General features: G+C 60.9%; 23 protein-coding genes. 4 read left to right on the top strand and 19 right to left on the bottom strand.

What is annotated here, in order from left to right:
* Positions 1-89: 89 nt before the first annotated feature.
* The 8 genes from PSUM_RS02440 to ptrR form a co-directional block, all read right to left on the bottom strand.
* Positions 90-1,457, bottom strand: coding sequence for a sensor histidine kinase (locus PSUM_RS02440; protein WP_020801080.1), 1,368 nt, complete (start codon positions 1,455-1,457; stop codon positions 90-92).
* Entirely contained in the window at positions 1,454-2,116 is a 663-nt protein-coding gene (locus PSUM_RS02435; protein ID WP_020801081.1) for a response regulator, read from the bottom strand. The genes PSUM_RS02440 and PSUM_RS02435 overlap by 4 nt, the downstream gene beginning before the upstream one ends.
* Before the next feature lie 11 nt (positions 2,117-2,127).
* Entirely contained in the window at positions 2,128-2,772 is a 645-nt protein-coding gene (locus PSUM_RS02430; protein ID WP_020801082.1) for a tetratricopeptide repeat protein, read from the bottom strand.
* Positions 2,769-3,578 carry an SDR family oxidoreductase gene (locus tag PSUM_RS02425; protein ID WP_083348905.1) on the bottom strand — a complete coding sequence of 270 codons (810 nt, stop codon included), beginning with the start codon at positions 3,576-3,578 and terminating at the stop codon, positions 2,769-2,771. The genes PSUM_RS02430 and PSUM_RS02425 overlap by 4 nt, the downstream gene beginning before the upstream one ends.
* Positions 3,565-4,239, bottom strand: coding sequence for an iron-containing redox enzyme family protein (locus tag PSUM_RS02420; RefSeq protein WP_020801084.1), 675 nt, complete (start codon positions 4,237-4,239; stop codon positions 3,565-3,567). Before PSUM_RS02420 ends, PSUM_RS02425 begins: the two co-directional genes overlap by 14 nt.
* Positions 4,236-5,717, bottom strand: a complete 1,482-nt coding sequence (locus tag PSUM_RS02415) for an AMP-binding protein (RefSeq protein ID WP_020801085.1) — start codon at positions 5,715-5,717, stop codon at positions 4,236-4,238. The genes PSUM_RS02420 and PSUM_RS02415 overlap by 4 nt, the downstream gene beginning before the upstream one ends.
* Complete coding sequence (locus PSUM_RS02410; RefSeq protein ID WP_020801086.1) at positions 5,707-6,384, bottom strand: thermostable hemolysin; 678 nt, start codon at positions 6,382-6,384, stop codon at positions 5,707-5,709. The genes PSUM_RS02415 and PSUM_RS02410 overlap by 11 nt, the downstream gene beginning before the upstream one ends.
* A gap of 362 nt (positions 6,385-6,746) precedes the next feature.
* Positions 6,747-7,619: a putrescine utilization regulator PtrR gene (gene ptrR / locus PSUM_RS02405; RefSeq protein ID WP_020801087.1), complete on the bottom strand. Its 873-nt coding sequence runs from the start codon at positions 7,617-7,619 to the stop codon at positions 6,747-6,749.
* A gap of 100 nt (positions 7,620-7,719) precedes the next feature.
* On the opposite strand from ptrR, the gene PSUM_RS02400 reads away from it, so the two are divergent.
* Positions 7,720-9,111: an aldehyde dehydrogenase family protein gene (locus tag PSUM_RS02400; protein WP_020801088.1), complete on the top strand. Its 1,392-nt coding sequence runs from the start codon at positions 7,720-7,722 to the stop codon at positions 9,109-9,111.
* 135 nt (positions 9,112-9,246) lie between these two features.
* On the opposite strand, the gene PSUM_RS02395 is transcribed toward PSUM_RS02400, so the two are convergent.
* Positions 9,247-10,491 carry a saccharopine dehydrogenase family protein gene (locus PSUM_RS02395; protein ID WP_083348904.1) on the bottom strand — a complete coding sequence of 415 codons (1,245 nt, stop codon included), beginning with the start codon at positions 10,489-10,491 and terminating at the stop codon, positions 9,247-9,249.
* Between the two features lie 27 nt (positions 10,492-10,518).
* Positions 10,519-11,616, bottom strand: a complete 1,098-nt coding sequence (locus PSUM_RS02390) for a carboxynorspermidine decarboxylase (protein ID WP_020801090.1) — start codon at positions 11,614-11,616, stop codon at positions 10,519-10,521.
* A gap of 270 nt (positions 11,617-11,886) precedes the next feature.
* On the opposite strand from PSUM_RS02390, the gene PSUM_RS02385 reads away from it, so the two are divergent.
* Together PSUM_RS02385 and PSUM_RS02380 are read left to right on the top strand one after the other, a co-directional pair.
* Complete coding sequence (locus PSUM_RS02385; protein WP_020801091.1) at positions 11,887-12,633, top strand: hypothetical protein; 747 nt, start codon at positions 11,887-11,889, stop codon at positions 12,631-12,633.
* Between the two features lie 181 nt (positions 12,634-12,814).
* On the top strand, positions 12,815-13,021 hold the full coding sequence (locus tag PSUM_RS02380) for a hypothetical protein (RefSeq protein WP_033044665.1): 207 nt from the start codon (positions 12,815-12,817) through the stop codon (positions 13,019-13,021).
* A 437-nt stretch (positions 13,022-13,458) separates the two neighbouring features.
* Here PSUM_RS02380 and PSUM_RS02375 read toward each other — a convergent pair whose 3' ends face one another.
* The 5 genes from PSUM_RS02375 to PSUM_RS02355 all read right to left on the bottom strand — a co-directional run bounded on the left by PSUM_RS02375 (position 13,459) and on the right by PSUM_RS02355 (position 17,999).
* Entirely contained in the window at positions 13,459-14,013 is a 555-nt protein-coding gene (locus PSUM_RS02375; protein WP_083348903.1) for a nucleotidyltransferase family protein, read from the bottom strand.
* A 68-nt stretch (positions 14,014-14,081) separates the two neighbouring features.
* Entirely contained in the window at positions 14,082-15,131 is a 1,050-nt protein-coding gene (locus PSUM_RS02370) for an NAD(P)H-dependent flavin oxidoreductase (RefSeq protein WP_083348902.1), read from the bottom strand.
* Between the two features lie 34 nt (positions 15,132-15,165).
* Positions 15,166-15,555 (bottom strand): tautomerase family protein, encoded by a 390-nt coding sequence (locus PSUM_RS02365; RefSeq protein ID WP_083348901.1) that lies wholly within the window; start codon positions 15,553-15,555, stop codon positions 15,166-15,168.
* A 128-nt stretch (positions 15,556-15,683) separates the two neighbouring features.
* On the bottom strand, positions 15,684-17,201 hold the full coding sequence (locus PSUM_RS02360; protein WP_083348900.1) for a CoA-acylating methylmalonate-semialdehyde dehydrogenase: 1,518 nt from the start codon (positions 17,199-17,201) through the stop codon (positions 15,684-15,686).
* A gap of 132 nt (positions 17,202-17,333) precedes the next feature.
* Positions 17,334-17,999 (bottom strand): MOSC domain-containing protein, encoded by a 666-nt coding sequence (locus PSUM_RS02355; protein WP_083348899.1) that lies wholly within the window; start codon positions 17,997-17,999, stop codon positions 17,334-17,336.
* Between the two features lie 115 nt (positions 18,000-18,114).
* Between PSUM_RS02355 and PSUM_RS02350 the strand changes: the two genes are divergently transcribed.
* On the top strand, positions 18,115-19,002 hold the full coding sequence (locus tag PSUM_RS02350; protein WP_033043782.1) for a LysR family transcriptional regulator: 888 nt from the start codon (positions 18,115-18,117) through the stop codon (positions 19,000-19,002).
* Positions 19,003-19,113: 111 nt separating this feature from the next.
* Here the strand turns inward: PSUM_RS02350 and PSUM_RS02345 are convergent, their stop codons facing one another.
* From PSUM_RS02345 to PSUM_RS02330, 4 genes are read right to left on the bottom strand one after another with little or no spacing between them, the layout of a single operon-like run.
* Positions 19,114-20,133: an NAD(P)H-dependent flavin oxidoreductase gene (locus tag PSUM_RS02345; RefSeq protein ID WP_033045139.1), complete on the bottom strand. Its 1,020-nt coding sequence runs from the start codon at positions 20,131-20,133 to the stop codon at positions 19,114-19,116.
* 3 nt (positions 20,134-20,136) lie between these two features.
* The gene (locus tag PSUM_RS02340; RefSeq protein ID WP_020800730.1) at positions 20,137-20,691 is read right to left on the bottom strand and encodes a cytochrome b; all 555 of its coding nucleotides are present in this window, start codon (positions 20,689-20,691) and stop codon (positions 20,137-20,139) included.
* A 54-nt stretch (positions 20,692-20,745) separates the two neighbouring features.
* A complete protein-coding gene (locus PSUM_RS02335; RefSeq protein ID WP_083348898.1) occupies positions 20,746-22,419 on the bottom strand; it encodes a cation acetate symporter in 1,674 nt (557 codons plus the stop codon).
* Positions 22,416-22,730: a DUF485 domain-containing protein gene (locus PSUM_RS02330; RefSeq protein ID WP_020800728.1), complete on the bottom strand. Its 315-nt coding sequence runs from the start codon at positions 22,728-22,730 to the stop codon at positions 22,416-22,418. Before PSUM_RS02330 ends, PSUM_RS02335 begins: the two co-directional genes overlap by 4 nt.
* Positions 22,731-22,780 lie beyond the last annotated feature (50 nt).

Below are 22,780 nucleotides of genomic sequence, written 5' to 3'. Positions count from 1 at the left end.
TAGCGAGGCACCAAGTGGTGGGGCAAAGCTTTTTTGCGTGGTTGCTCTTCTGAGTAACCTGGGCACTTTGCGTCATGTCCATGGCAAGGTCAAAAGCGCCGAATTTCCAACGAAGCGCGCAATCCCCCCTCTAAGCGATTCTCCAGTTTGACCTGCCCGCCCAGGCGATCCGCGATGGCCCGAACGATGGTCAGGCCCAAGCCTGCTCCCTCGTCATTTGCCCGGCTGTAGAATCGTTCGAACAGCCGCTCACGGTCCTCTTCCTTGATCCCCGGCCCCTCGTCCTCCACGGACAATTCATAGCCCTGTTCTGTTTTGGCCAGCCTTACGGTGATCACCCCGTGCACAGGCGAGAAGTTCGCCGCATTGGTCACCAGATTGTTCAACGCAATGTCGATGGCAGCGGGATCGATTCTGACCTGGCTGACGTCGCCGCTGACATCGAACACCAGTTCCAGGTTTTTACCCAACAGCCAGGGCGTCAACTGAATCAGGCTGTCGCGAACCGTGGCCTCCAGGTCAATGTATTCCGGTGGTCGAATGGCTGCCTGGGGTTCGATGCGCGCCATCGTGAGCAATTGGTTGACCAGTCGGCTGGTACGGTCCACGCCGGCGATCAGGTGCTCCAGTGATGCGCGGCGCTCCTCCTCGCTCTCCGCCTCCATCAAGTTCTGGGCATGCACCCTCAGCACCGCCAGCGGCGTGCGCATTTCGTGGGCGGCGTCAGCGATGAACCGTCGCTCACGCCCCAGAACTTCCTGGATCTGCGCGAGCACGCGGTTGAGCGCCGCTTGCATGGGCTCCAGTTCGCTGGGCAGTGGCGACAGGTGCAAAGGCTCCAATGAACCGCTGTGCCGTGCGCGCAGGGTCGCCGCCATATTTGCCAGCGGCTTGAGGCCCCAGCCGATGGCCAGCCAGACCATCACCGCGAGCAACAGGCTGCCCAACACGTTGGGCCAAAGGGTATGACGCACGATCCGGTCGACCAGGTCCGCCCGTACGTCATCCCGCTCACCGACCCAGATTCGCAGGTGATTCTGCTTGTCCTCCAGCAGGAACGCGCGCCAGTGGCGGTTATTCAGGTCCACTACATCGCTAAAGCCGGGCGTAGAGGGGGCAGCAGTGAAAGAGGGAGCGCTGGCAGTGTGCACCAGCACTTCGCCCTGGGGATTCCAGACCTGGAAGGCAATTTTTCTTTCATAGGGATGACCGTCACCCCTGGGCACCGCTTCGCCCAGGGCCTCGTTGAACGCCTGGTACAACTCGGCGTGTTCCTTGCTGGCCAGTGGCATGCGGAACACGCCTTGCAGTAATCGCGCGTTTTGCGCGAGTTGGGCGTCGTAGACTTCGGCAATTTCGTGATGGCTGTCGTACAGGTTCAAGGCGCTGATCACACCCAGGCCCGCGAGCATCAGGCCGATGATCAGCGTCAGGGTACGACGGCGGATCGACGTCACCGACGCTCCTCCACCAGATAACCGACGCCGCGAACGGTACGGATCAGGTCGGTGGAGAATTTCTTGCGCAGGTGATGGATGTGCACTTCCAGGGTGTTGCTTTCAGCCTCTTCGTTCCAGCCGTAGAGCAACTGCATCAAATGGTCGCGGGTCATGACCCGGCCCGGGGGCGAAAGGAGTTCATGCAGCAGCTGATACTCCTTGGGCGTGAGCGCCACCGGTTCGCCCTGGTAGCTGACTTGCTGGGTGCCAGGGTTGAGCCGGATGCCAGCGTGCTCGATCAACGCCTGTGCGCGGCCGGCACTGCGCCGCAACAGCGCCCGCAGGCGCGCCTTGAGTTCGGCTAAATCGAAAGGCTTGATCAAGTAATCGTCAGCCCCGGCGTCGAGCCCGGCTATGCGGTCTTCGGTGGCATCCCGGGCCGTGAGAATCAGCACCGGCAGGTTCGAACCGCTGTCGCGCAGGCGCCGCAGCACTTCGAGCCCGTCCATGCGCGGCAGGCCAAGGTCAAGCAATGCCAAGTCAAAGGTTTCGCTGAGCAATGCATGCAAGGCGCTGCTGCCATCGCGCAACCAGTCGACGGTATAACCTTCGCGCTCCAGGGCTTGATGAATCCCTTCACCGAGGGCCACGTCATCTTCAATCAGTAGTAAACGCACGCGGACTCCTGTCAGCCGAGTTTCTTGTTCACATCCACCAGCAGTGTTTCGATCTCTTTGCGACGCCCGGCATCGGCGGTTTCCCGCCCTGGCCGAGGGGCGGCCGACAGGGCCTTTTGCAATGCTGCCCTGGCCTCAGCGTAGCGCTTTTGACGGTAGAGGTGATCACCCCAAAAGTACAGGCTGTCGATGCCATTGGGGTTCATCTGCAAAGCGACCTTGAGCAATTGCTCGGCTTTGTCCGAGTCACCGAAACCGATGGGCCATCCCGGCACACGATCATACAACGCGCCGAGGCTGGTGTAGGCCGAACCTTGCAAGGCCTTGGGGTCCAGGGTCAGGGCTTTTTCCAGATATTGCTTCGCGTCCTTGACCTTGCCAAGGGCTCCGAGCCCCCCTTGGGCGCCGGCCCAACTGCTGGTGACGATGCCGGACCAGATCCAGGCCTCAGCCACCGATTGGCGCTCCTGGGTAAACGCTGCCGCCTGGGTGGCGAGCTTTTCGAAGGCGGCGGTGCGTTGCTCCTCTGGCAACTCGTACTGAATATGCGCCCAGCTTTGCTGGATGCCATTAAGACGTTGCTGGTCGGCGGCGTCCAGGGCCCAGACGCTCTGGCTCAAGGCTCCCAACAGCAAATACGCGGCAAATTTTTTCATGGCTCGAGGTTCTCGTTGTCTGGTTTTTGACTCAGGCGGCGAATCAGCGGCAATTGCTTGCGCAGGCCCCGATCCACCAGGTTGGGCAACAGGCTGTTGAGGCGCACGAAGAAGCGCTCCGGCCAGCCCAGGTACAGGTCGCGGCGGTCGCCGGCGATGGCGTGGATGACCGCCGAGGCGACGGTCTGCGGGTCGTCGACGCTGGATTTGAGAGCGTCATTCAAGGCCTGCGCCGCCGGGCTGTTCATGCTTGTATGGGTGGCGCGCGGTGCAACGTACAACACACCGACCCGGGTGTCCGCCAATTCCCGGCGCAGGGCTTCGGAAAACCCGCGCAGGGCGAATTTGCTCGCGCAATAACTGGCGTAACCGGCATAGCCAATCGAGCCATAGGTCGAGCCGACATTCACCACCATGGCGCTGTCCGCCTGCTTGAGCAGTGGCAGCAAGGTTTTGGTCAGGCAAATTGGCGCGCTGATGTTCACCGCCAGCATCGCGTTGATTTCGCTGTCTTCGAGCTGTTCGAGCATGGCGAAGTGGTTGACCCCGGCCGCATTGATCAGCAGGTTGATCCCGCCCAAGGCTTCGGCGGCGGCCAGCACCTTGCGCCGGTCGGCCTGCAATGTCAGGTCGGCGCCCACCCAGAACAGCCTGTCCCGATAGCGTTCGAGCAAGTGCTCCAGCGCCTCCCGATGTCGGGCCACGGCCAGCACCGTGGCGCCACTGGCGCACAGGGCGGTGGTGATCGCCAGGCCAATGCCGCCGCTGGCACCGGTCAGTACCACGCGAGTCTCAGACAGACGCATGCGGGTTCTCCCCGTCGTGTGGCAGGCCACGGAACATGTCGGCGTAAAGCCGGTAAACCACTTTGGAGGCGTGAATGACGGCGGCCTGATCGCCAGGGTCGTCCAGTTTGTTCATCAGTCGGCGGTAAGTTTGCATATGCTCGATGTCCAGCGACCCATGGGAATCGAGGTAGCTGAAGGCGCTTTGCGGCAGGGCCAGACGTTCGCGAATGCTGCCGGCGGCATGGGTGGCCAGGGCGATGCTGGTGCCTTCCAGCACATTGACCATGCCGAACAGCCCCACCGGGTTGCCCCGGGCAATCAGGTCGTAGAGAAAGCTGACCATCAGTTCGATGGCCAACGACGGCTGGCCGCCGCGCACCGCCTCCTTGTCGCCGCCACAGGCCTGAATGTCATCGAGTACCCATTGTTCGTGGCCGTATTCATCCTCGATGTACTCGCACACGGCTTCGCGCAGCCACTCCAGGCGTGACGGCAGGCGTGCACCGCAGGCCATCATCAACGGCACGGTATGGCGCACGTGGTAGTAAGCCTGGGCCAGAAAGGCCCGGTAGCTCTCCAGGCTGACCTTGCCTTCGAGGGCATCGACGATGATCGGCAGATTGAACAGCGTACTGCGCTCCTGGTGGGTGGCCTCTTGCAGGGTGTCGAAAAAGCTCATGATGCGGGTTCCTCGAATAGTACCGACTCAGTCAGCTGCGCCCGGTATCGCTCGACGATGGCGTCGCGGCGTGGTCGACCGTTGGCTGTCAGCAGGCCATTTGTAAAGGTGAAGGGTTGTTCCAGACGGGTCCAGTGCTGGACCCGGGCGTAATCGGGCAAGGCCTCGTTTGCCTCGGCCACGGCGGCGGCCAATTGCTCGTCCGAGCAGTCCGCACGGTGCGGCCAGAGCAATGCATGGTTGCCCGGCAGGGCTTCGCCATGGACGAAGGCCTGGGCGATATGACGGCGCTGGGTCAGTTCGGCTTCGACCCATTCGGGGTTGACGTTGCGCCCGAAACTGGTGACGAACTGATGTTTCTTGCGGCCCTTGAGGTAGAGGAATCCCTCCTCGTCGAACTCACCGAGGTCACCGCTGGGCCACCACTCATCAGCGTGCGGTGCCTCCCCCAGGTAACCCAGCAGGGTCGAGCCCTTGATCAGCACTTCGCCGTCGTCGGCCAGGCGAACCTGCACATGGGGCAAGGGGCGGCCGACACTGCCAGGACGGCAGGCTTGCGGTGTATTGAGGCACACCACCGACGCACATTCCGACAATCCGTAACCCTCGTAAGCCGGCACGCCTGCACGTTGGGCTCGATGCAACAGATCTTCGCAAACCCGTGCGCCACCCACGGCGGCAAAACGCAGGTGCTGTGGGTCGAAGGCTTTCTGCTCGGCCGCGCTGACCAGCATCAGCAGCAACTGCGGCACCAGGATCAGGCTCTGGGGCGATCGTTTCGCCAGGCACGCCAGCAGTTGCGGCACATCCACGCCACTGGCCCCCTGGATCCCGAGGGTTTTCTGGCTGGGCAGGCTCAAGGTCGCGCCGGCATACAACGCGGCATAACAACCGATGTTCTCCAGCAAAATGGCGAGCGGCAGCAGCGCCAGATGATGCTGCGGATGGCAGCTTCGACTGGCCTGATCCAGTTCGCGGGCGACTCGCAGGATGCTGTCGGCACTCAAGCACACGCCTTTGGGTGTCCCCGTGGTGCCGGAGGTAAACGTCAGTTTGGCGGTGCCTTCGGGCATCCGGTTCGAGCCACTGAAGGTACGGCGCCAGAACTCGCCGGATTTTTCATAGCCGCCCGCTTGCAGTTCGGCTGTCTGTTGCGGTTCAGCGATCACGCTTTCGGCCTGGCTCTGTTCCAGGCAATGACTGCGCTGCGTCGGGCTGAAGAAAGGCGGTAACGCGACACACGTCAAGCCTTCGAACAACGCAGCCAGGTCCCAGAGCATCGCCTCGACACCATTGTCCAACGCCAGGGCAAGCACCTTGATGTGTTCATCGCGCAGTCGCTGCTGTCGCTCGATCACTTCGGCGTACAGGGTGGCGTAGTCCAGTTTCAACTGATCGCCCCACAAGGCAATGTCATCGCCCTTGCGAGCGGCATGATCGCGCAGTGTCCGTTTGAAACGCTCCACTTCAGGCGACATGGCAACACCCCTCGATGGACGAAGGCAAACCCAGTCGACTGAACAGACCTATATTGCGTAAATGAATAAACCCACTGCGGATATTGCCAACGTGGACCCAGGGCTTGCTTTCGTAGTAACTGCCCCAGGCATGGCGGTCCTCGCCCAAGCGCGCAGGATCGGCGGCACACAGTGTCACCGGCTTCAAACCCAGGCGATGGAAGCTGTTCACCAGGCCAATATTGCCGGTGAACGCCACCCACTCCAGGCCGCCCATGGCCAGCACATAGGTCATCGCAATGATGCTCATGCGCGCGCTGCCCGTGTCGGCGGCCGCCAGATTGCCGACTTCGACGATGGCGGATCGCTCCACGGTCCGGTCCGCCGTGGCACTGATCAGCGGATCGATCGGCCCGTCCAGATAGCCCTCCAGAAACAGCGGTTGTGTGTCTGCCAGTCGCACGCCAGCCACTGCGCACAAGGCACCGTACGCGTCGTTCATGCCAAACAGCTCTGGCATGAAATGACGGATGTCGGCGCCGTGGGCTTTGCGAAAACGTTGCTGGATGAAGCCTTCGAAGACGGTCCGCTGCTCGTCGCCGGGCAAAGCCCTGAGGAGACTCATTGGCGGTGTTTCGGCTTGGCCGAAATACAGCGGCAACTGCACATTCCAGTTGAATTCGGACATGAAAAAAACACCTCCCCCGGATCAATTGGGAGAAGTATCAAAGGGATTTCTTAACGAAGTCTGAAGATGACAAAAAACTGCCAGGGCGCTGAACCTCGACCTTCAGCGCCCTGCCCCCCTCAGGCCCTCGTGGTTTTCTGCAAATTCCCTCGCAGGGGGTTGATGGTTAACGAGGGCGCCAAATCACAACTGCATTATCATCCGCCAGAACGAGTCACCCTATGGGGTCTGGAGCAAACCCCGCTACCAGCATTTGTCAGGAGCGCGCAGGCGTGGAGGCGTTTCGGGCCAGTGCAATGGCGCCCGCTGGCGCCAACCAATTTTCTTTGAACACGCCCTCCGCATTCCAGCCCCGCTTACCGCTAACTCATCGCTTCACACCGCTCCTCCAGCAAGCGCACGAACATGGTCAGGCTCTGCGACACCGTGCCCCTGCGCCAAACCAGCCAGGTGCGCAAATAACGGAACGATTCCGACAATGGCCAGACGCTGACCGTGCTGCAGCCGGGCATGCTCTGCAGCATGCTGCGCGGCATCAGGGCCAGGCCGGCACCGGCGCTGACGCAGGCGAGCATGCCGTGGTAGGACTCCATTTCGAAGATCTTGCCCGGCACTGCAGCGTCGTTGGCGAACCAGCTTTCGAAGTGATGGCGGTAGGAGCAGTTGGAGCGGAAGGCGTAGATATTTTCGCCGTTCACGTTCTGAGCGCGATGGATCGGGCTGTGGTTGAGCGGTGCAATCAGCACCATTTCTTCTTCGAATGCCGGTACGCCTTCCAGCGCCGGGTGCAGCACCGGGCCATCGACAAACGCGGCGGTCAGGCGGCCCGCCAGCACCCCGTCGATCATGGTCCCGGAAGGTCCGGTGGACAGGTCCAGCTCGACCTTGGCGTACTGCTGGTTATAAGCCGCCAACAGTTCGGGAATCCGCACTGCTGCGGTGCTCTCCAGGGATCCCAGGGGAAATGTACCCTGGGGTTCTTCGCCGGCCACCGTGGCGCGGGCCTCCTGGACCAAGTCGAGAATCCGTCGGGCGTAGTCGAGGAAGCTCCAGCCGGCTGGCGACAGGCGCAGGCGGCTTTTTTCGCGGATAAACAGGTCGACACCCAGATCCTGCTCCAGTTGCTTGATCCGCGTGGTCAGGTTCGAAGGCACCCGATGAATGTGCTGCGCGGCGACGCTGATGCTGCCGTGCTCGGCGACAGCCTTGAAAATCTCGAGCTGAACCAGGTCCAATTCATTCTCCAAACGTGAACAAGACGCTCATTATTATTCAGTTTCAAGAAAACATACAGCACCGTAACCTGAGCCCATTCTTACCCCGCAGGACGGTGCCATGACCAACATATCCAGCCTTACCCACGCCATTTCGATCAACCCGGCGACCGGTGAACAGATCGGCCACTATCCTTTCGAATCCGCAGCGGCAATGGACGCGGCCCTGTCGCGTTCCGCCAACGGGTTCCGCGCCTGGCGCCGCGAACCGGTTGCACAACGCGTGCAACGATTGATTGCCCTTGGCCAGGCATTGCGCGACAACGCCCAGGCCATGGCCACCATGATTACCCTGGAAATGGGCAAGCCGATCGCCCAGGCCCGCGGTGAAATCGAAAAATGTGCGCAGCTCTGCGACTGGTATGCCGAACACGGCCCGGCCATGCTCAGCGCTGAACCCACCCTGGTCGAAGGCAACAAGGCGCGCATCGAATATCGCCCGCTGGGCCCGATCCTCGCGGTCATGCCGTGGAACTTCCCGATCTGGCAAGTGCTGCGCGGTGCGGTCCCGACCCTGCTGGCCGGCAATACCTACGTGCTCAAGCACGCGCCCAATGTGATGGGCAGTGCCTACCTGCTGCTGGACGCCTTCAAGCAAGCGGGTTTTGCCGAGGGTGTCTTCGAGGTCATCAACGTCACGCCGGACGGCGTTTCCAAGGCGATCGCCGACCCACGCATCGCCGCCGTCACCCTGACCGGCAGTGTGCGAGCCGGCATGGCCATCGGCGCCCAGGCGGGTGCGGCACTGAAGAAGTGCGTGCTGGAACTGGGCGGTTCCGATCCATTCATCGTGCTCAATGATGCCAACCTCGACGACGCCGTCCAGGCGGCCGTGATCGGTCGCTACCAGAACACCGGGCAAGTCTGTGCGGCGGCCAAGCGGCTGATTGTCGAGCAAGGCATAGTCGAGGAATTCACCCGGCGCTTTGTCGACGCCACGCGCAAACTGGTGGTCGGTGATCCACTGTCCGCCGAGACGTACATCGGCCCGATGGCCCGCTTCGATCTGCGCGATGAACTTGATCAACAGGTGCGCGACACCCTGGAGGAAGGCGCGACCTTGTTGCTGGGCGGCAAGAAAGCCCAAGGCCCGGGCAACTTCTATGAGCCTACGGTGCTGGCGGGGGTCACTGACCAGATGACTTCATTCAAACAGGAGCTGTTTGGACCGGTCGCTTCGATCATCACCGCTCGTGACGCAGCGCATGCGCTGGAACTGGCAAACGACAGTGAGTTCGGTCTGGCGGCAACCGTCTATACCGGCAATGTCGAGCAGGCCCAGCAGATGGCCAGCGAACTGGAAACCGGTGGGGTCTTCATCAATGGCTACTGCGCCAGTGACCCGCGCGTGACCTTTGGCGGGGTGAAGAAAAGCGGGTTCGGCCGTGAGCTTTCGCACTTTGGCGTGCGCGAATTCTGCAATGCACAGACGGTGTGGCTGGATCGCCACTGATCGAATCTGCGCAGTTGATCCAATGTGGGAGCGAGCCTGCTCGCGATGGTCGTTAACGATGACGCTGGTTTACTGAATAAACGCAGCGCTCGTCAGTCCATCGCGAGCAGGCTCGCTCCCACAAAGTCCCTATCCTCAGGCGTTGCAGTCCCACGCACGGTCGCCGTGCTCGTCCTTGATACGGGTCGGCAGGCCCATCACGTCCAAAGCCTTGAGGAACGCCTCGGCTGGCAGCTCCTCGACGTTGACCATGCGCTGCACGTCCCACTCACCACGGGCTACCAGCAGGGCTGCAGCCACCGGTGGTACACCGGCGGTATAGGAAATGCCCTGGCTGTCGGTTTCGGCAAAAGCTTGCTCGTGGTCCGCAACGTTGTAGATGAACACTTCGCGCGGCTGGCCGTCCTTGGTGCCCTTGACCAGGTCACCGATGCAAGTCTTGCCGGTGTAGCCAGGCGCCAGCGAGCTCGGATCAGGCAGCACGGCCTTGACCACCTTGAGCGGCACGACTTCCAGGCCTTCGGCGGTCTTGACCGGTTGCTCGGAAAGCAGGCCGAGGTTCTTGAGCACGGTGAACACATTGATGTAGTGCTCGCCGAAGCTCATCCAGAAACGTACGTTAGGCACGCCAAGGTTCTTCGACAGCGAGTGCACTTCATCGTGACCGGTCAGGTACAGGTTCTGCGAACCGACTACCGGCAGGTCGTCGGTGCGCTTGACTTCGAACATGGTGTTGCTGGTCCACTGGCTGTCCTGCCAGCTCCACACCTGCCCGGTGAACTCGCGGAAATTGATTTCCGGATCGAAATTGGTGGCGAAATATTTGCCATGGGAACCGGCATTGACGTCGAGAATATCGATCGAATCAATGCTGTCGAAATACTGTTGTTGGGCCAGTGCCGCATAGGCATTGACCACACCCGGGTCGAAGCCCACGCCGAGGATGGCGGTGACGTTCTTCTGCTGGCATTCCTCGAGGTACTTCCACTCGTAGTTGCCATACCAGGGTGGCGTCTCGCAGATCTTGCCCGGCTCTTCGTGGATGGCGGTGTCCAGGTAGGCCGCGCCGGTATCGATGCAGGCACGCAGCACCGACATGTTGAGGAAAGCGGAGCCGACGTTGATGACGATCTGCGATTCGGTTTCACGAATCAGCGTCTTGGTCGCCTCGACGTCCAGGGCATTGAGGGTGAATGCCTTGATTTCAGCGGGCTGTTTGAGGCTGCCCTTGGCCTTGACGCTGTCGATGATGGCCTGGCATTTGGAGATGTTGCGCGACGCGATAGCAATACGACCGAGCTCGTCGTTGTGCTGCGCGCACTTGTGGGCCACCACCTTGGCGACACCTCCTGCACCAATGATAAGTACGTTCTTCTTCAATTTTTCTCTCTCTCCTTCTCAGCCAGCTTACGAGAGGCTGGACATATAGTCGTTGTAACCGAACTCACGAACCACCTCGACAGTACCGTCGAGTTGTTTCACTACGATGGACGGCATCTTCAGGCCGTTGAACCAGTTCTTCTTGACCATGGTGTAGCCCGCGGCGTCGACGAACGACAGGCGGTCGCCGATGGCCAGCGGACGATCGAACTGGTACTCACCGAAAATATCGCCGGCCAGGCAGGATTTGCCGCACACCATGTAGGTGTGCTCACCCGCGCTCGGGGCCAGCTTGGCGTTCAGGCGGTAGATCAGCAGGTCGAGCATGTGGGCTTCGATAGAGCTGTCCACGACCGCCAGGTGCTTGCCGTTGTAGAGAGTGTCCAGCACGGTGACTTCCAGCGACGCACTCTGGGTGATCGCCGCTTCGCCCGGTTCCAGGTAGACCTGCACGCCGTACTGTTGCGAAAACGCCTTGAGGCGTGCGCAGAACTCATCCAGCGCGTAGCCTTCGCCGGTGAAGTGAATACCGCCACCGAGGCTGACCCACTCGACCTTGTGCAGCAAATGACCGAAACGCTCTTCGATGGTGCACAGCATGTCGTCGAACAGGCCGAAGTCACCGTTCTCACAGTTGTTGTGGAACATGAAGCCGGAAATCTGCTCGATGACCTGCTCGATCTTCACCGGGTCCCACTCGCCCAGGCGGCTGAACGGCCGTGCCGGGTCGGCCAACAGGTAATCGGAGCTGCTCACCTGCGGATTGACCCGCAGGCCACGGACCTTGCCTTCAGACGCTTGCGTGTAGCGCTGCAACTGGCCGATGGAGTTGAAGATGATCTTGTCGCAGTTGTCGAGCATCTCCTCGATTTCGTCATCGGCCCAGGCGACGCTGTAGGCGTGAGTCTCGCCAGCGAATTTCTGCCGACCGAGCTTGAGTTCGTAGAGCGACGACGACGTGGTGCCATCCATGTATTGCTGCATCAGGTCAAACACCGACCAGGTGGCGAAGCACTTGAGTGCCAGCAGGGCCTTGGCCCCGGACTGCTCGCGCACGTAGGCAATCTTTTCCATGTTGCCCAGCAGCTTTTGCTTATCGATGAGGTAGTACGGCGTTTTGATCATTTCGAGGCCTCCGGCAAGGCCAGCCAAAAAAAGGATGCGCATTGTGCCCGCACTGGCCACATATCGAAAGAGCAGAAGTGCAGTTCGTCGGACAAGGATCCGCACGGCAACCCCGCAAAGTCGCACTCATGGACGACAAAAAGATGACACCAAGGCCAATTGCCATCTTTTTCGAGAACTCACCGACGACCGGTCATACGTTGTACCAAAACCGACTATTGTTGTTAGTGACAGGTCCGTCTCGGACCCTAGTACGCTGATGGAGTTCTCATGAATAGAACCAGTCTTGCTGCTGTTGTCACCTCCCTCCTGGCGGGCGTCGCCCCCTCATTCGCTGGCGCAACACCTTCTGAAAACCCTGTTTTTTCCGTCGGCCTGCTGGGAAGCTACAGCGAGCTGGAGTTTACAGGCCGCAGGACCAGCAGTTCCGAGCATATTCCCGAAGCAGGACTGTTCCTCAACTTCGGCAACAAGATGACGGGCCGGGGCGGCCTTGTGTATCAGGCAGAAATCACCGGGCAGTACTCCGAAGAAAAGCATCAACGCGTCACCGATGGCCAGGCCGACCTGGACCTGGGCTGGAGGATGGCCCTGGATGCCGACAATTTTTTCGACGTTTTGATCGGAGCAGGCTATAAGTGGAACCGTTATGACCCGGATTTCCACAAATACGACATCAATCTCACCAATCGCACTCCCTTCGCTAAAGTCGCAGCCGGCTACAACCACGCCTTCAGCACCTCAACCTTGCGCCTGGAAGCTGGCGTTCGCAAGGTCATCAACGGAGATGCGCAGCTGGAAATCCACAACGTGGACAGCGAGGAACAGGACCTCAAGGACACCACCAATCCATTTGTCGAACTGAGCTGGCTGTTCAACCAGGAGGGATCGATTCCGGTGATTGCCAGCCTTTACTACAACCGCTTCAAATACGACCTGGACGGTCAATTTCAGCTAACCGACTTCGATAAGCAGACCCGGGACGAGTACGGCGTAAAGCTCGGCATCGTGTTTTAACCCGAGGCCGATAACCTTTCGTCGCAAATGAAATCGCCAGGGGTAATCCCGGCCTTCTCTGGCGTGGGGATTGCACCGGCCCGCGTTAGCCATCGCGAACGACATAAAACTGACGCGATGGCCATCCAATCAACGCTAAAGGACTCCAGCAAAACGCTTGGTCAGTCACCGGAGATGTAACGTGTCAACTCTCAACGAAATCGCAGCGAACCACGCGAGAATGGCTAAGGCAAAGGAACTAGAGTCGACCGGACTGAGCGAGCGACAAGTGCATATTGTGGGAAGCATTGAAATCTCCTCCCCCGTCGAGCAACCGCATGTGCCTTTGCACCTTGTTGCGGCAGCCCAGGACAACAACCTCGTCCAGGTATCGGCCTTTGTAGCCTGACGGCACTCGATGGGAGAAACCACCCAGGCTATTTTTGCTGGATTCTTTTGGCGTACATATCCATTGCTACGGTAACGGCTGCTTATGGTTTCGCCCTTTCTGCAGGAGCGAGCTCGCTCGCGAAAAACCTGAAAGCTCCCCGGGGTGTCAGGCTTCCCGCGTCATCGTTGACCTCCATCGCGACGGTGCGACGATTCGACATGCTCGCTCCTACAGGGGGCGTCGCGATGGGCCATCGTGGTTTAACGGGGCGCTCGCGATCAAAAGCAAAGCGAGGCGGCCTGATTTCAAGCGAACACGTTGATCGTTCCCACGCTCTGCGTGGGAACGCCGCCAGGGACGCTCCGCGTTCCGCTGACGACGCATGACCTGAGCAGTGCGCAACAGTGACGCAGAGCGTGGGAACCATCATCGATCACAACGCGGACAGGCACGCCTTACACAACCCTCAACCAAGGCCAGCGAACCTGATAACTCTTCGCCTTCTGCTCAAACAAGTCAGGCCTGGGGTTTGCCGGATTGATGCGCAACACACCATCGTCCAAGTCCTCCAGGCCATAGGGGGCATAGACCTCGCCGGTGACAACATCCAGGCCGATACAAGTACCCGCCACCAGGTAGCGATCAATCCCGTCCCTGGCCGATTCAAGCCTGGGGTAAGTCCCGCCAAAGCGCTGACTGTACCAAAGGTGCACGCGTGCCTGGTTCTTGAACTCGACGTTGACCCCAAGATCCTGCAGGAGCCGTTGAGCCCGCTGGATAACCTCGTTCTCGGCCTCCCAGGACAGGTCGGGGTCAAAGTAGAAAACGTCGTAATCCTTGATGCCCCAGCCAGGATCTCGTTGTGCCTTTTGATTCCATACCGCCTGGAACAGGCAACCTGCCGTGAGCATGCATTGATCAAGTCCAAGCGCTGGCAAGCGTGAGGTCAATTGCACGTTGATCGGGTTGGTCATTGCGATGCCAACCAGTTTTTCGGCCGTCAATGTCATGGTTCTTCCGTTGCAAACCGATTCAGTCCCGGCGCCCAAGTTACAACAAAACCATGACAAGCCCGCACTCAGGATTGCATCTCGGCCGCGAGCAGCTTCACCAACGCCGCGGCCGGCAGTTCCCGAGCCAATGGTGCCCCCTGCCCAGCCCATTGCACGGCGAAATCGCTATTGGCCCGAGCCGCTGCCGCTGCGTTGAGCGCCTTGTTGGCGTCATAGGTGAGTGGGTAGTCCGGCAATTCGATGCCTGCCCCTTCGAGGCTGGTGAAGTTGCGATTGACCATGCCCCGGGCCGGGCGGCCGGAAATGACGCTGGTGACGTGTGTCTGATGCGCGCGCGGGCCTTTGAGCGCTTCGCGGTAGGCACCGTTCGCCGACGATTCCGGGCAGAGAATGAATGCCGTGCCCAACTGCGCGGCACTGGCGCCCAACCGCATGACCGCGTTAATGCCTGCGCCGTCCATGATGCCGCCCGCGGCAATCACTGGCAGACGACAGGCATCGACCAGTACACGCACCAAAGCGCAGGTGCCCATCTGCAAATCCTGCCGCGGATCGAAGACCCCGCGATGCCCGCCCGCCTCGTAACCCTGTGCCACCAGGGCATGCACACCCGCGTCCTGCGCCGCCAACGCTTCGGCAAGGCTGGTCACGGAACACAGCAGCAGAATGCCAGCGGCCTTGAGTGCATCGATGGCCGGTTGTGGCGGCAGGCCAAAATGGAAGCTGACCACTGCCGGTTTTTCTTCCAGCAGCATCTGCAGCATGTCGCCATCTTCGACGAACGAGGTGTAGATTTCCCGCAGCGACACCGGTGGCTCGGCGCCAAACTCGGCGAAAAAACCTGCCAGAAATTGTAACCACCGGGATTCTCGAAAGGTGTCCCGGACAGCCGGCTGGTGACAGAACACATTCACATTGAAGGGTTTGTCGGTATGCGCCGCCGTCTCGCGCAGCAGGGCCCGCGCCTGCTCGACGTTGCTCGCGCCAATGCCGATGGAACCCAGCCCGCCAGCATTGGACACCGCCGCCGCAAGACGGGGTGTGGAGACGCCCACCATCGGCGCCTGAATGATCGGCCATTGGATGTTCAATAGGGACAACAGTGGATTGGACATGGCAGCACCTGGGCCTGATGAATGAAAGTGAACGCTAGAGCTCTGCAGTCAGAAATTGCGCGCGGCCACGACCGAACGACCAGTCCGCGTCGGTGTTCTCCACCAGTGAAACGATCAGGTCGTCAGGCGACAGGCCGCACTCGGCGTGCAGCTGCTTGGCCAGCAAGCGGTAGAACGCGACTTTTTGCTGCTGGGGGCGCGGACGCGAAATCAGCGTCAGCAACACCACATTGTCCGATCGCGAGTAACCCAACCCCGTGTCGTGCAGTACCAACTCCCCCGGCCGGTGTTGCGTCACGCTCTGGTAGCGATCACTGGCGGGCACCTCGAACGCCTGGACCATGGCCTGATGCGCCACCTCCAGCAAAGTGCGCAGCTGTTCGTCGCTACGGCCTTGAATGATGTCGAACTTGAGCAATGGCATCGCGGTTTACCTTGGGCAAGAAAATGGGAGCAAGCCGCCGTTGAGAAAAGGCACAGCCGCCCCCTGGGACAATGGACAGCGTGCAAGCCCGCGCCTGCACACCCTCCAACCCGAAAGCGCGTGAAGGTCTACTTGGAGGTCGGCATGGCAAACTCGGCGCCCTTGGCAATGCTGTTCGGCCAGCGCTGCATGACCGATTTCTGTTTGGTGTAGAAACGCACGCCCTCTTCGCCATAGGCGTGCATGTCACCGAACAGCGAGCGCTTCCAGCCACCGAAGCCGTGCCACGCCATCGGCACCGGAATCGGCACGTTGATGCCGACCATGCCCACCTGGATGCGGGTCGCGAATTCACGGGCGATATGACCGTCGCGTGTGTAGCACGCGGTGCCGTTGCCGAATTCGTGGGCATTGACCAGATCGACCGCCTCGGCGAAATCCTTGACCCGCATGCACGCCAGCACCGGACCGAAGATTTCCTCCTGGTAGATCTTCATCGCGGGGGTGACATGGTCGAATATTGTGCCACCGAGCCAGAAGCCCCCAGCGCAATCGGCGCCGGCCTGCGAGCCATCGAAGTCACGGCCGTCGACCAGCATCTCGGCGCCTTCAGCGATGCCTTGCTCGATGTAGCCGGTGATGCGCTGGTGCGCCACGCGCGAAACGATTGGGCCCATTTCGGCGGCCAGGTTCATGCCCTCGAGGATCTTCAGCGTGCGGGTGCGTTCCACCAGTTTGGGGATGACCTTGTCGGCCACATCACCGACAAACACCGCTACCGAGATCGCCATGCAGCGCTCGCCGGCAGAACCGAAAGCCGCCCCGATCAGGGCATCGACCACCTGCTCGACGTCGGCATCAGGCATCACCACCATGTGGTTCTTCGCCCCGCCCAACGCCTGCACACGCTTGCCGTGGCGAGCACCGGTCTCGTAGATGTAGTTGGCGATTGGCGTGGAGCCGACAAAGCTCACGGCCTTGACTTCAGGGTGATCGAGCAGCGCATCCACCGCTTCCTTATCGCCCTGCACCACGTTGAACACACCGTCCGGCAACCCGGCTTCCTTGAACAACTCGGCGATCAGCAGCGAGGGCGAAGGATCGATCGGGCTCGGCTTGAGCACGAAGGTGTTGCCGCAGGCGATGGCCACCGGAAACATCCACATCGGCACCATCACCGGGAAGTTGAAGGGCGTGATACCGGCCACCACGCCCAGGGACTGGCGCAGGGTCCAGTTATCGATGTTGGTCGAGACTTGCTCGGTGTAGTCGCCCTTGAGCAATTGCGGGATGCCGCAAGCGAACTCGACAACCTCGATGCCGCGCGTCACTTCGCCCTGGGCATCGGTGAAGACCTTGCCATGTTCGGTGGTGATCATCCGGGCCAGGGTGTCGCGGTGCTCGTTGAGCAGCGCGAGGAACTTGAACAGAATGCGCGCGCGGCGCAGCGGCGGTGTCGCCGACCAGGCGGGAAAGGCGGCGGCGGCCGACTCCACCGCGGCGTCGACGTCCGAGGCGCTGGCCAGGGCCACCTTGCCGATCACCACACCAGTGGCGGGGTTGGTGACGTGCTGCGAGCGACTGGAAGTGCCGGGTGTCAGGCGACCGTGAATATAGTGTGCGATGTCTGCAGGCTGGGTACTCATGGCGGGTTGTCCCCTGGTGGTGGATAAGAGCCATCTCTTGTTGTTGTCAGGCCGGGGCGTTGAGCGCACCCGACATGCCCAAGGTAGGCCCGCCGACAAATCATGTAAAATGATGATTAATGATCTTATGGATCATATTTTATGAAGCAGCCATTTCGCCCGCTCGCCCAGGCGGCGCTTCCAGTCCGCGGCCAGGCCGACGCTGTCCGCCAGCGCGAGCAAATCGTCGATCAGCGGCCGGTGCGCCAATTGCACCTGCCAGAACTGGTCGATGGAAAACCGTTCGTTATGCCGTTCCAGCAATTCAATGCGGTCCCCCGCTTGCAGCCAGCCCGGCTCGAGCACCCGGTAATACCAGCCGGTGATTCGTTCCCGGGCGACGAACATCGACATGTGCTCGGCATCGAAACGATGGTTGATCTTCCAGCAGGGACTGCGCGGCTGGGAGACCTGCAGCAAGCTGTTGCCGATGCGGAACACGTCGCCGATGTGCACGTTGAGCTCCGAAAGCCCGAATGCGCAAATGTTCTCCCCCAGGCTCCCCGCGACCAGATGCGCGGCACTGGGCGCAAAGGCCTGCGCCAGACGCTGGTAGTTTTGCGCCGCATACTGATGCACGGCTTTTTCCGGCCCGCCGTGCACCCGGGTGTCGCCGTGCTGGTCGCCGACGATCCCCTGTAACTCCACGCGCACCGGGCCTGCCTGGCGTTGCTTGAAGATGCCCGTGCGCTGCCCTTCAGGCTGCAATACCGCCAGGCCTCCAGCGAAGACATGGTCGATTGTCGAAATCAGTGTCATGGGCCGACCTTCACTCATCAGGGGGTTTTAGTCACTTTACTAATCACCAGAAATGGCCGTAAAGTGATCGTTAAGCATGTCTGCGATCACTTCTACTGATAGATGGTGACAACAAATGGAAATGCGCCAACTGAAGATTTTCTGCGCCGTGGCCGAACTGGGCAGCTTCACCGCCGCCGCGTTGCAGGTGAATACCGTGCAGTCCAACGTCACCATGCGCGTCAAGGAACTGGAAGCCGAACTCAATCGCGAACTGTTCATCCGCAAGAAATCAGGCGTGGTACTCACCTCGGCGGGCGAGACCTTTCTCGGTTATGCGCGGCGCATCCTGCAACTCACCGACGAGAGCCGCAGCGCCCTGATGGACACCGGCAGCCCGAGCGGCCTGCTCAGGCTCGGCTCGATGGAGACCACCGCTGCCATTCGCTTGCCGCAAGTGCTGACCCGCTACCGCGAGCAGTATCCCGACGTGCAGTTGTCGTTGCTCACCGGCACCACGGTCGAGTTGATCAAGGCCATTGAAGCCCATCGCCTCGACGGTGCCTTCGTCGGCGGCTTTCACCAGAACTCGGCGCTGGCCCAGGAAGAGGTGTTTTGCGAAGAGTTGGTGCTGGTCAGCAGCAGCCAGTTCGAAACGTTGCCGGCGTTGATCGAGAAAATGCCCCAGCAGACCGTGCTGGTGTTCCGCACCGGCTGCTTCTATCGCTCGACCCTGGAGAACTGGTTCTACCAGGTGGGTCTTGTGCCCAACCAGATCATGGAACTGGGCACGCTCGACGGCATCCTGTCGTGCGTGGCGGCGGGCATGGGCGTGACCCTGTTGCCCAAGGCCATCGCAGAAAACTGCAGCGTGCGCCATGCCATCCGCTGCCACACCCTGCCAGCGGAATTCGCCAATGTCTCCACGGTGTTCATCCGCCGCAACGACACGATGATCACCTCGGCGATGAGCGCGTTCATCGGCCTGGCGCAACAACAGATCGCCCGGCCGGCGGTGGCTTGAACTACATCGGCAACCACTGTGGGAGCGAGCCTGCTCGCGAAAGCGGTGGTTCAGTCGACATCCATTCTGGATGTGCTGTCGCCTTCGCGAGCAGGCTCGCTCCCACAGGGTTCACTGCCAGCCGAGTGTCCTTCTCTGCTCGTTCAGGAACCGTCCTGTCGCAGCGTAGTCCGTGACCTTTCTCTCGGTTACAGACAACTGATCCAGCCCGCACGCCAGCTCCGCCACCCGCTCGGCCGCCGGCACGACACTGTGGATCTTGCCCACCCCCTGCCCCGCATACAGCGACAGCTTCTGCGCCATCCGTGGCTTGTCAATCGCCCGGGCCCCGCCACCGATAAAGCGCAGCAGGTTCCACTTGTCCCGATTGGGAATCACCCGGTGCGGCGTGCCGTAGGTCCAACCGAACGAATAGCCGGTGCGGTACTCCGTGTCATCGGTAGTCGCCTCGACAATCTTCTGTTTGTACAGCGGATGGGCGTTGGACTCGTCGGTGGCAATGAACGCCGTGCCCACCACCACCCCTGACGCGCCGAGCGACATCAGTGCACGCACATCATCGCCGTGGACGATACCGCCGGCCGCCAGCACCGGCTTGCCCTCGGCGACGGCCAGGATCGACGTCAACAACGGCATGATGCCGATCGTGCCGCGATTGAGGTGCCCACCACTTTCACTGCCCTGGGCAATGATGATGTCCGCGCCCTGGGCGATGGCGATTCGGGCCAGCTCCACCGACCCCGCTTGCACCATCACCAGCAGCCCGGCGTCTTTCGCCCGGGGAATCATGTCGGCGGCATATTTCTCGGCATAGAACAGCGACAGCAATCTGGGCTTTTGCTTGAGGATCACCTGGAACTGCGCTTCGAACACATCCGGCCCGCCGAACTGCGGCACCAGGTTCACCCCGAAGGGCTGGTCGGTCAGTGCCCGTGTTTCCTCGATCCAGCGACGCAAGGCCAAAGGTGGCAGGCGCAAGCCGCCGAGCACGCCCATGCCCCCGGCGTTGGCCACGGCCCCGACCAGTTGCGGGCCGGAAATGGCGGCCATGCCGCCGAGGAAGATCGGGTAGTTCACGCCGCAGAGCCGGGTGACGACATTACCCGAAAAAACGGTTTTGTCCTGTTTCATGACTCACAGCTCCACATGTTTGCCAAGCATCCGCTTGAGCGTGTTGTTCTTCAGGAGAAAGTGATTTTTCGCGGCACCGAAAACATGCAGCGCGAGCCCTGCGAGGAACGCGGAGGCGCCAATGGCGAACAGCACATCGACCACATGCTTCAAGGTGGGGTTAACCGGCAGGAGCGACGGAATCCATAATCCGCCGGGCAGTTGCAGCACCTCGCCGGCGGCGGCCCGCGAAGCCCAAACCGCGATCGGCAACAGCACCATCGCCAAGGCCAGCGACACCGCCACCGAACGGCTGATGATCACTTCGATCGGGTTCGGCGTGCCTACCGGCAGCGGATGATAGGAGGTGATCCGCGCCCAGAACCGGTAGGACGAGACGAGGAACAGAATCAGCCCCAGCAGGTTTTGTACCCGGCCAAGCGCCAGTTGCTGCGCCTCGCTGGAGGCGTGGCCGATCCACAGTTGCAGGCCGAAAATCGCCAGCAGCGAAATCGCCACGACCCAGTGCAGGGCAACGGTGATGGGTGAAAATCTCAGGCCATTGTCGCGTAGTTGCATGGCTGACTCCTTTTACAGAATGCGCAAATCAGGAAAGGATGGACCGCGAAGGTCTTAGTGGTTGACCGCCTGCGCGGCGCCGAGCCCGGTCTGGGCGCGGATCAACTGATCATCGAAACGCTCGCGCTCGAGCACCGCGCCACGGCTGCGGTCAGTCACCGAGCCCAGCCAGGTGAACAGGAATGCCACGTTCATCGAGATGATCGCCGGGTAGTCATAGGGAAAGATCGCCTCGGCATTGCCCAGCACCTTGACCCACACCGCCGGCGAAAGAATGACCAGCCCCACCGCACTCACCAGCCCGGCGACACCGCCGATCAGCGCGCCACGGGTGGTCAGCCCTTTCCAGTACATCGAGAGCACCAGGATCGGGAAGTTGACCGAGGCCGCCACGCCGAACGTCAGCGCGACCAGAAAGGCAATGTTCTGATCCTTGAACAGAATCCCCAGCACCACCGCGACGATGCCGATGCCCACCGAGGCAATGCGCGAAACGCGGCGTTCGTCCTTGGCTTCGGCCTTACCCTTCCTGACCACCATCACGTACAAGTCATGGGAGATCGCCGATGTGCCGGCCATGGTCAGCCCCGACACCACCGCCAGGATCGTCGCGAACGCCACGGCGGAAATAAAGCCCAGCAACAGGTCGCCACCCACGGCTTTGGCCAGGTGCATCACCGGCATGTTACTGCCGCCGATCAGCTTGCCCGCCAGATTGCCGGACTCGTAGAAGGCCGGGTCTTGCCCGACGATCACGATGGCCGCCAGGCCCAGCACGCCCACGATCAGGTAGAAAAAGCCGATGAAACCCGTGGCGACGAACACCGATTTACGCGCCTGCCTGGCGTCCGGCACGGTGAAGAAGCGCATCAGGATATGCGGCAGTCCTGCGGTGCCAAATACCAGTCCCAGCGCCAATGAGATCAGCGACAGCGGGTCGGCCACCAGTTTGCTCGGCAGCAGGATCCGCTCGCCATCGCGGTGCGCGGCCACGGCTTTTTCAAACAACAGGTCGAAGGAAAAGCCGAACTTGCTCAGCGCCAGAAATGCCAGCAGCGTCCCGCCCACCAGCAGCAACCCGGCCTTGATGATCTGCACCCAGGTGGTGGCGACCATGCCGCCGAAGGTGACGTAGACCGCCATCAACAGCCCCACGGCAACCACCGCATAGTTGTACGGCAGACCGAACAGCAGCTGGATCAACTGCCCTGCTCCCACCATCTGGACCACCAGGTAAAAGCACACCACCGTCAACGAACCGAAGGCCGTCATCGTGCGGATGCGGTTTTGATCGAGGCGGAATGAAGCGATATCGGAGATGGTGATACGCCCCAGGTTGCGGATGCGCTCGGCGAACAGAAACAACAGCAAGGGCCAGGCAACAAAGAAGCTGATCGAGTACAGCACGCCATCGAAGCCGTTGAAGAAGATCATGCTGGTGACCCCCAGCAACGCCGCCGCCGACATGTAGTCACCGGCCAGTGCCAACCCGTTCTGGAAGCCGCTGATGCCACCGCCGGCGGTGTAGAAATCATCCATGGATCGGGTTTTTGAGGCGGCCCAGTACGTGATGCCGAGGGTTGTCACGACGAAGACCAGGAACATGCTGATGGCGGTGATGTTGATCGGCTGTTTCTCGACGCCCTGGATGACGTCACCGGCCATGGCGCGAGCCGCAAATACACAGAGCAGGACGGGAAGGATGAGGTTCATGAGGAGGCGCTTCATACGATGCCCCCCGCGCGGATTTCTGCGGTCAGGTCATCGAATTCACCATTGGCGCGATGGATGTACAGCCCGGTGAACAACCAGGCCCCGACGATGAACACGGCACCTAAAGGCCAACCGATACTGATGATGCTGGTCGCGGAAAGTTTCGTCGCCAGCAACTGGGGCGCGAAGGCGGCAACGAGGATGAACGTGAAGTACGGGACAAGGGTTGCCGCGGTCAGGCTGGCGACGAACGTTCGCTGCCGCGAGACCAGCTCCTTATACCGGGGATGGTTGCGGATTCTGGCTGATTCGGTTGCATGGTTCACGTTGACTCCGTGTAGCAGTGGTAGCGTTATTGTTGTTCCACAGCCTCAGA

This window comes from Pseudomonas umsongensis, assembly GCF_002236105.1.
Classification (GTDB): Bacteria; Pseudomonadota; Gammaproteobacteria; order Pseudomonadales; family Pseudomonadaceae; genus Aquipseudomonas; species Aquipseudomonas umsongensis.
The sequence above is the reverse complement of the archived record's forward strand: the minus strand, read 5'-3'. Positions and strand labels throughout refer to the sequence as shown.

Excerpts from the sequence above, each read along its gene's own strand:
- PSUM_RS02430 (WP_020801082.1), bottom strand. The coding sequence starts at position 2,772 with ATGAAAAAATTTGCCGCGTATTTGCTGTTGGGAGCCTTGAGCCAGAGC.
- PSUM_RS02340 (WP_020800730.1), bottom strand. The coding sequence starts at position 20,691 with ATGCAACTACGCGACAATGGCCTGAGATTTTCACCCATCACCGTTGCC.
- PSUM_RS02390 (WP_020801090.1), bottom strand. The coding sequence starts at position 11,616 with ATGATCAAAACGCCGTACTACCTCATCGATAAGCAAAAGCTGCTGGGC.
- PSUM_RS02420 (WP_020801084.1), bottom strand. The coding sequence starts at position 4,239 with ATGAGCTTTTTCGACACCCTGCAAGAGGCCACCCACCAGGAGCGCAGT.
- PSUM_RS02360 (WP_083348900.1), bottom strand. The coding sequence starts at position 17,201 with ATGAGTACCCAGCCTGCAGACATCGCACACTATATTCACGGTCGCCTG.
- PSUM_RS02410 (WP_020801086.1), bottom strand. The coding sequence starts at position 6,384 with ATGTCCGAATTCAACTGGAATGTGCAGTTGCCGCTGTATTTCGGCCAA.
- PSUM_RS02385 (WP_020801091.1), top strand. The coding sequence starts at position 11,887 with ATGAATAGAACCAGTCTTGCTGCTGTTGTCACCTCCCTCCTGGCGGGC.
- PSUM_RS02355 (WP_083348899.1), bottom strand. The coding sequence starts at position 17,999 with ATGACACTGATTTCGACAATCGACCATGTCTTCGCTGGAGGCCTGGCG.
- PSUM_RS02370 (WP_083348902.1), bottom strand. The coding sequence starts at position 15,131 with ATGTCCAATCCACTGTTGTCCCTATTGAACATCCAATGGCCGATCATT.
- PSUM_RS02345 (WP_033045139.1), bottom strand. The coding sequence starts at position 20,133 with ATGAAACAGGACAAAACCGTTTTTTCGGGTAATGTCGTCACCCGGCTC.
- PSUM_RS02365 (WP_083348901.1), bottom strand. The coding sequence starts at position 15,555 with ATGCCATTGCTCAAGTTCGACATCATTCAAGGCCGTAGCGACGAACAG.
- PSUM_RS02335 (WP_083348898.1), bottom strand. The coding sequence starts at position 22,419 with ATGAAGCGCCTCCTCATGAACCTCATCCTTCCCGTCCTGCTCTGTGTA.
- PSUM_RS02425 (WP_083348905.1), bottom strand. The coding sequence starts at position 3,578 with ATGCGTCTGTCTGAGACTCGCGTGGTACTGACCGGTGCCAGCGGCGGC.
- PSUM_RS02400 (WP_020801088.1), top strand. The coding sequence starts at position 7,720 with ATGACCAACATATCCAGCCTTACCCACGCCATTTCGATCAACCCGGCG.
- PSUM_RS02375 (WP_083348903.1), bottom strand. The coding sequence starts at position 14,013 with ATGACATTGACGGCCGAAAAACTGGTTGGCATCGCAATGACCAACCCG.
- PSUM_RS02415 (WP_020801085.1), bottom strand. The coding sequence starts at position 5,717 with ATGTCGCCTGAAGTGGAGCGTTTCAAACGGACACTGCGCGATCATGCC.
- PSUM_RS02350 (WP_033043782.1), top strand. The coding sequence starts at position 18,115 with ATGGAAATGCGCCAACTGAAGATTTTCTGCGCCGTGGCCGAACTGGGC.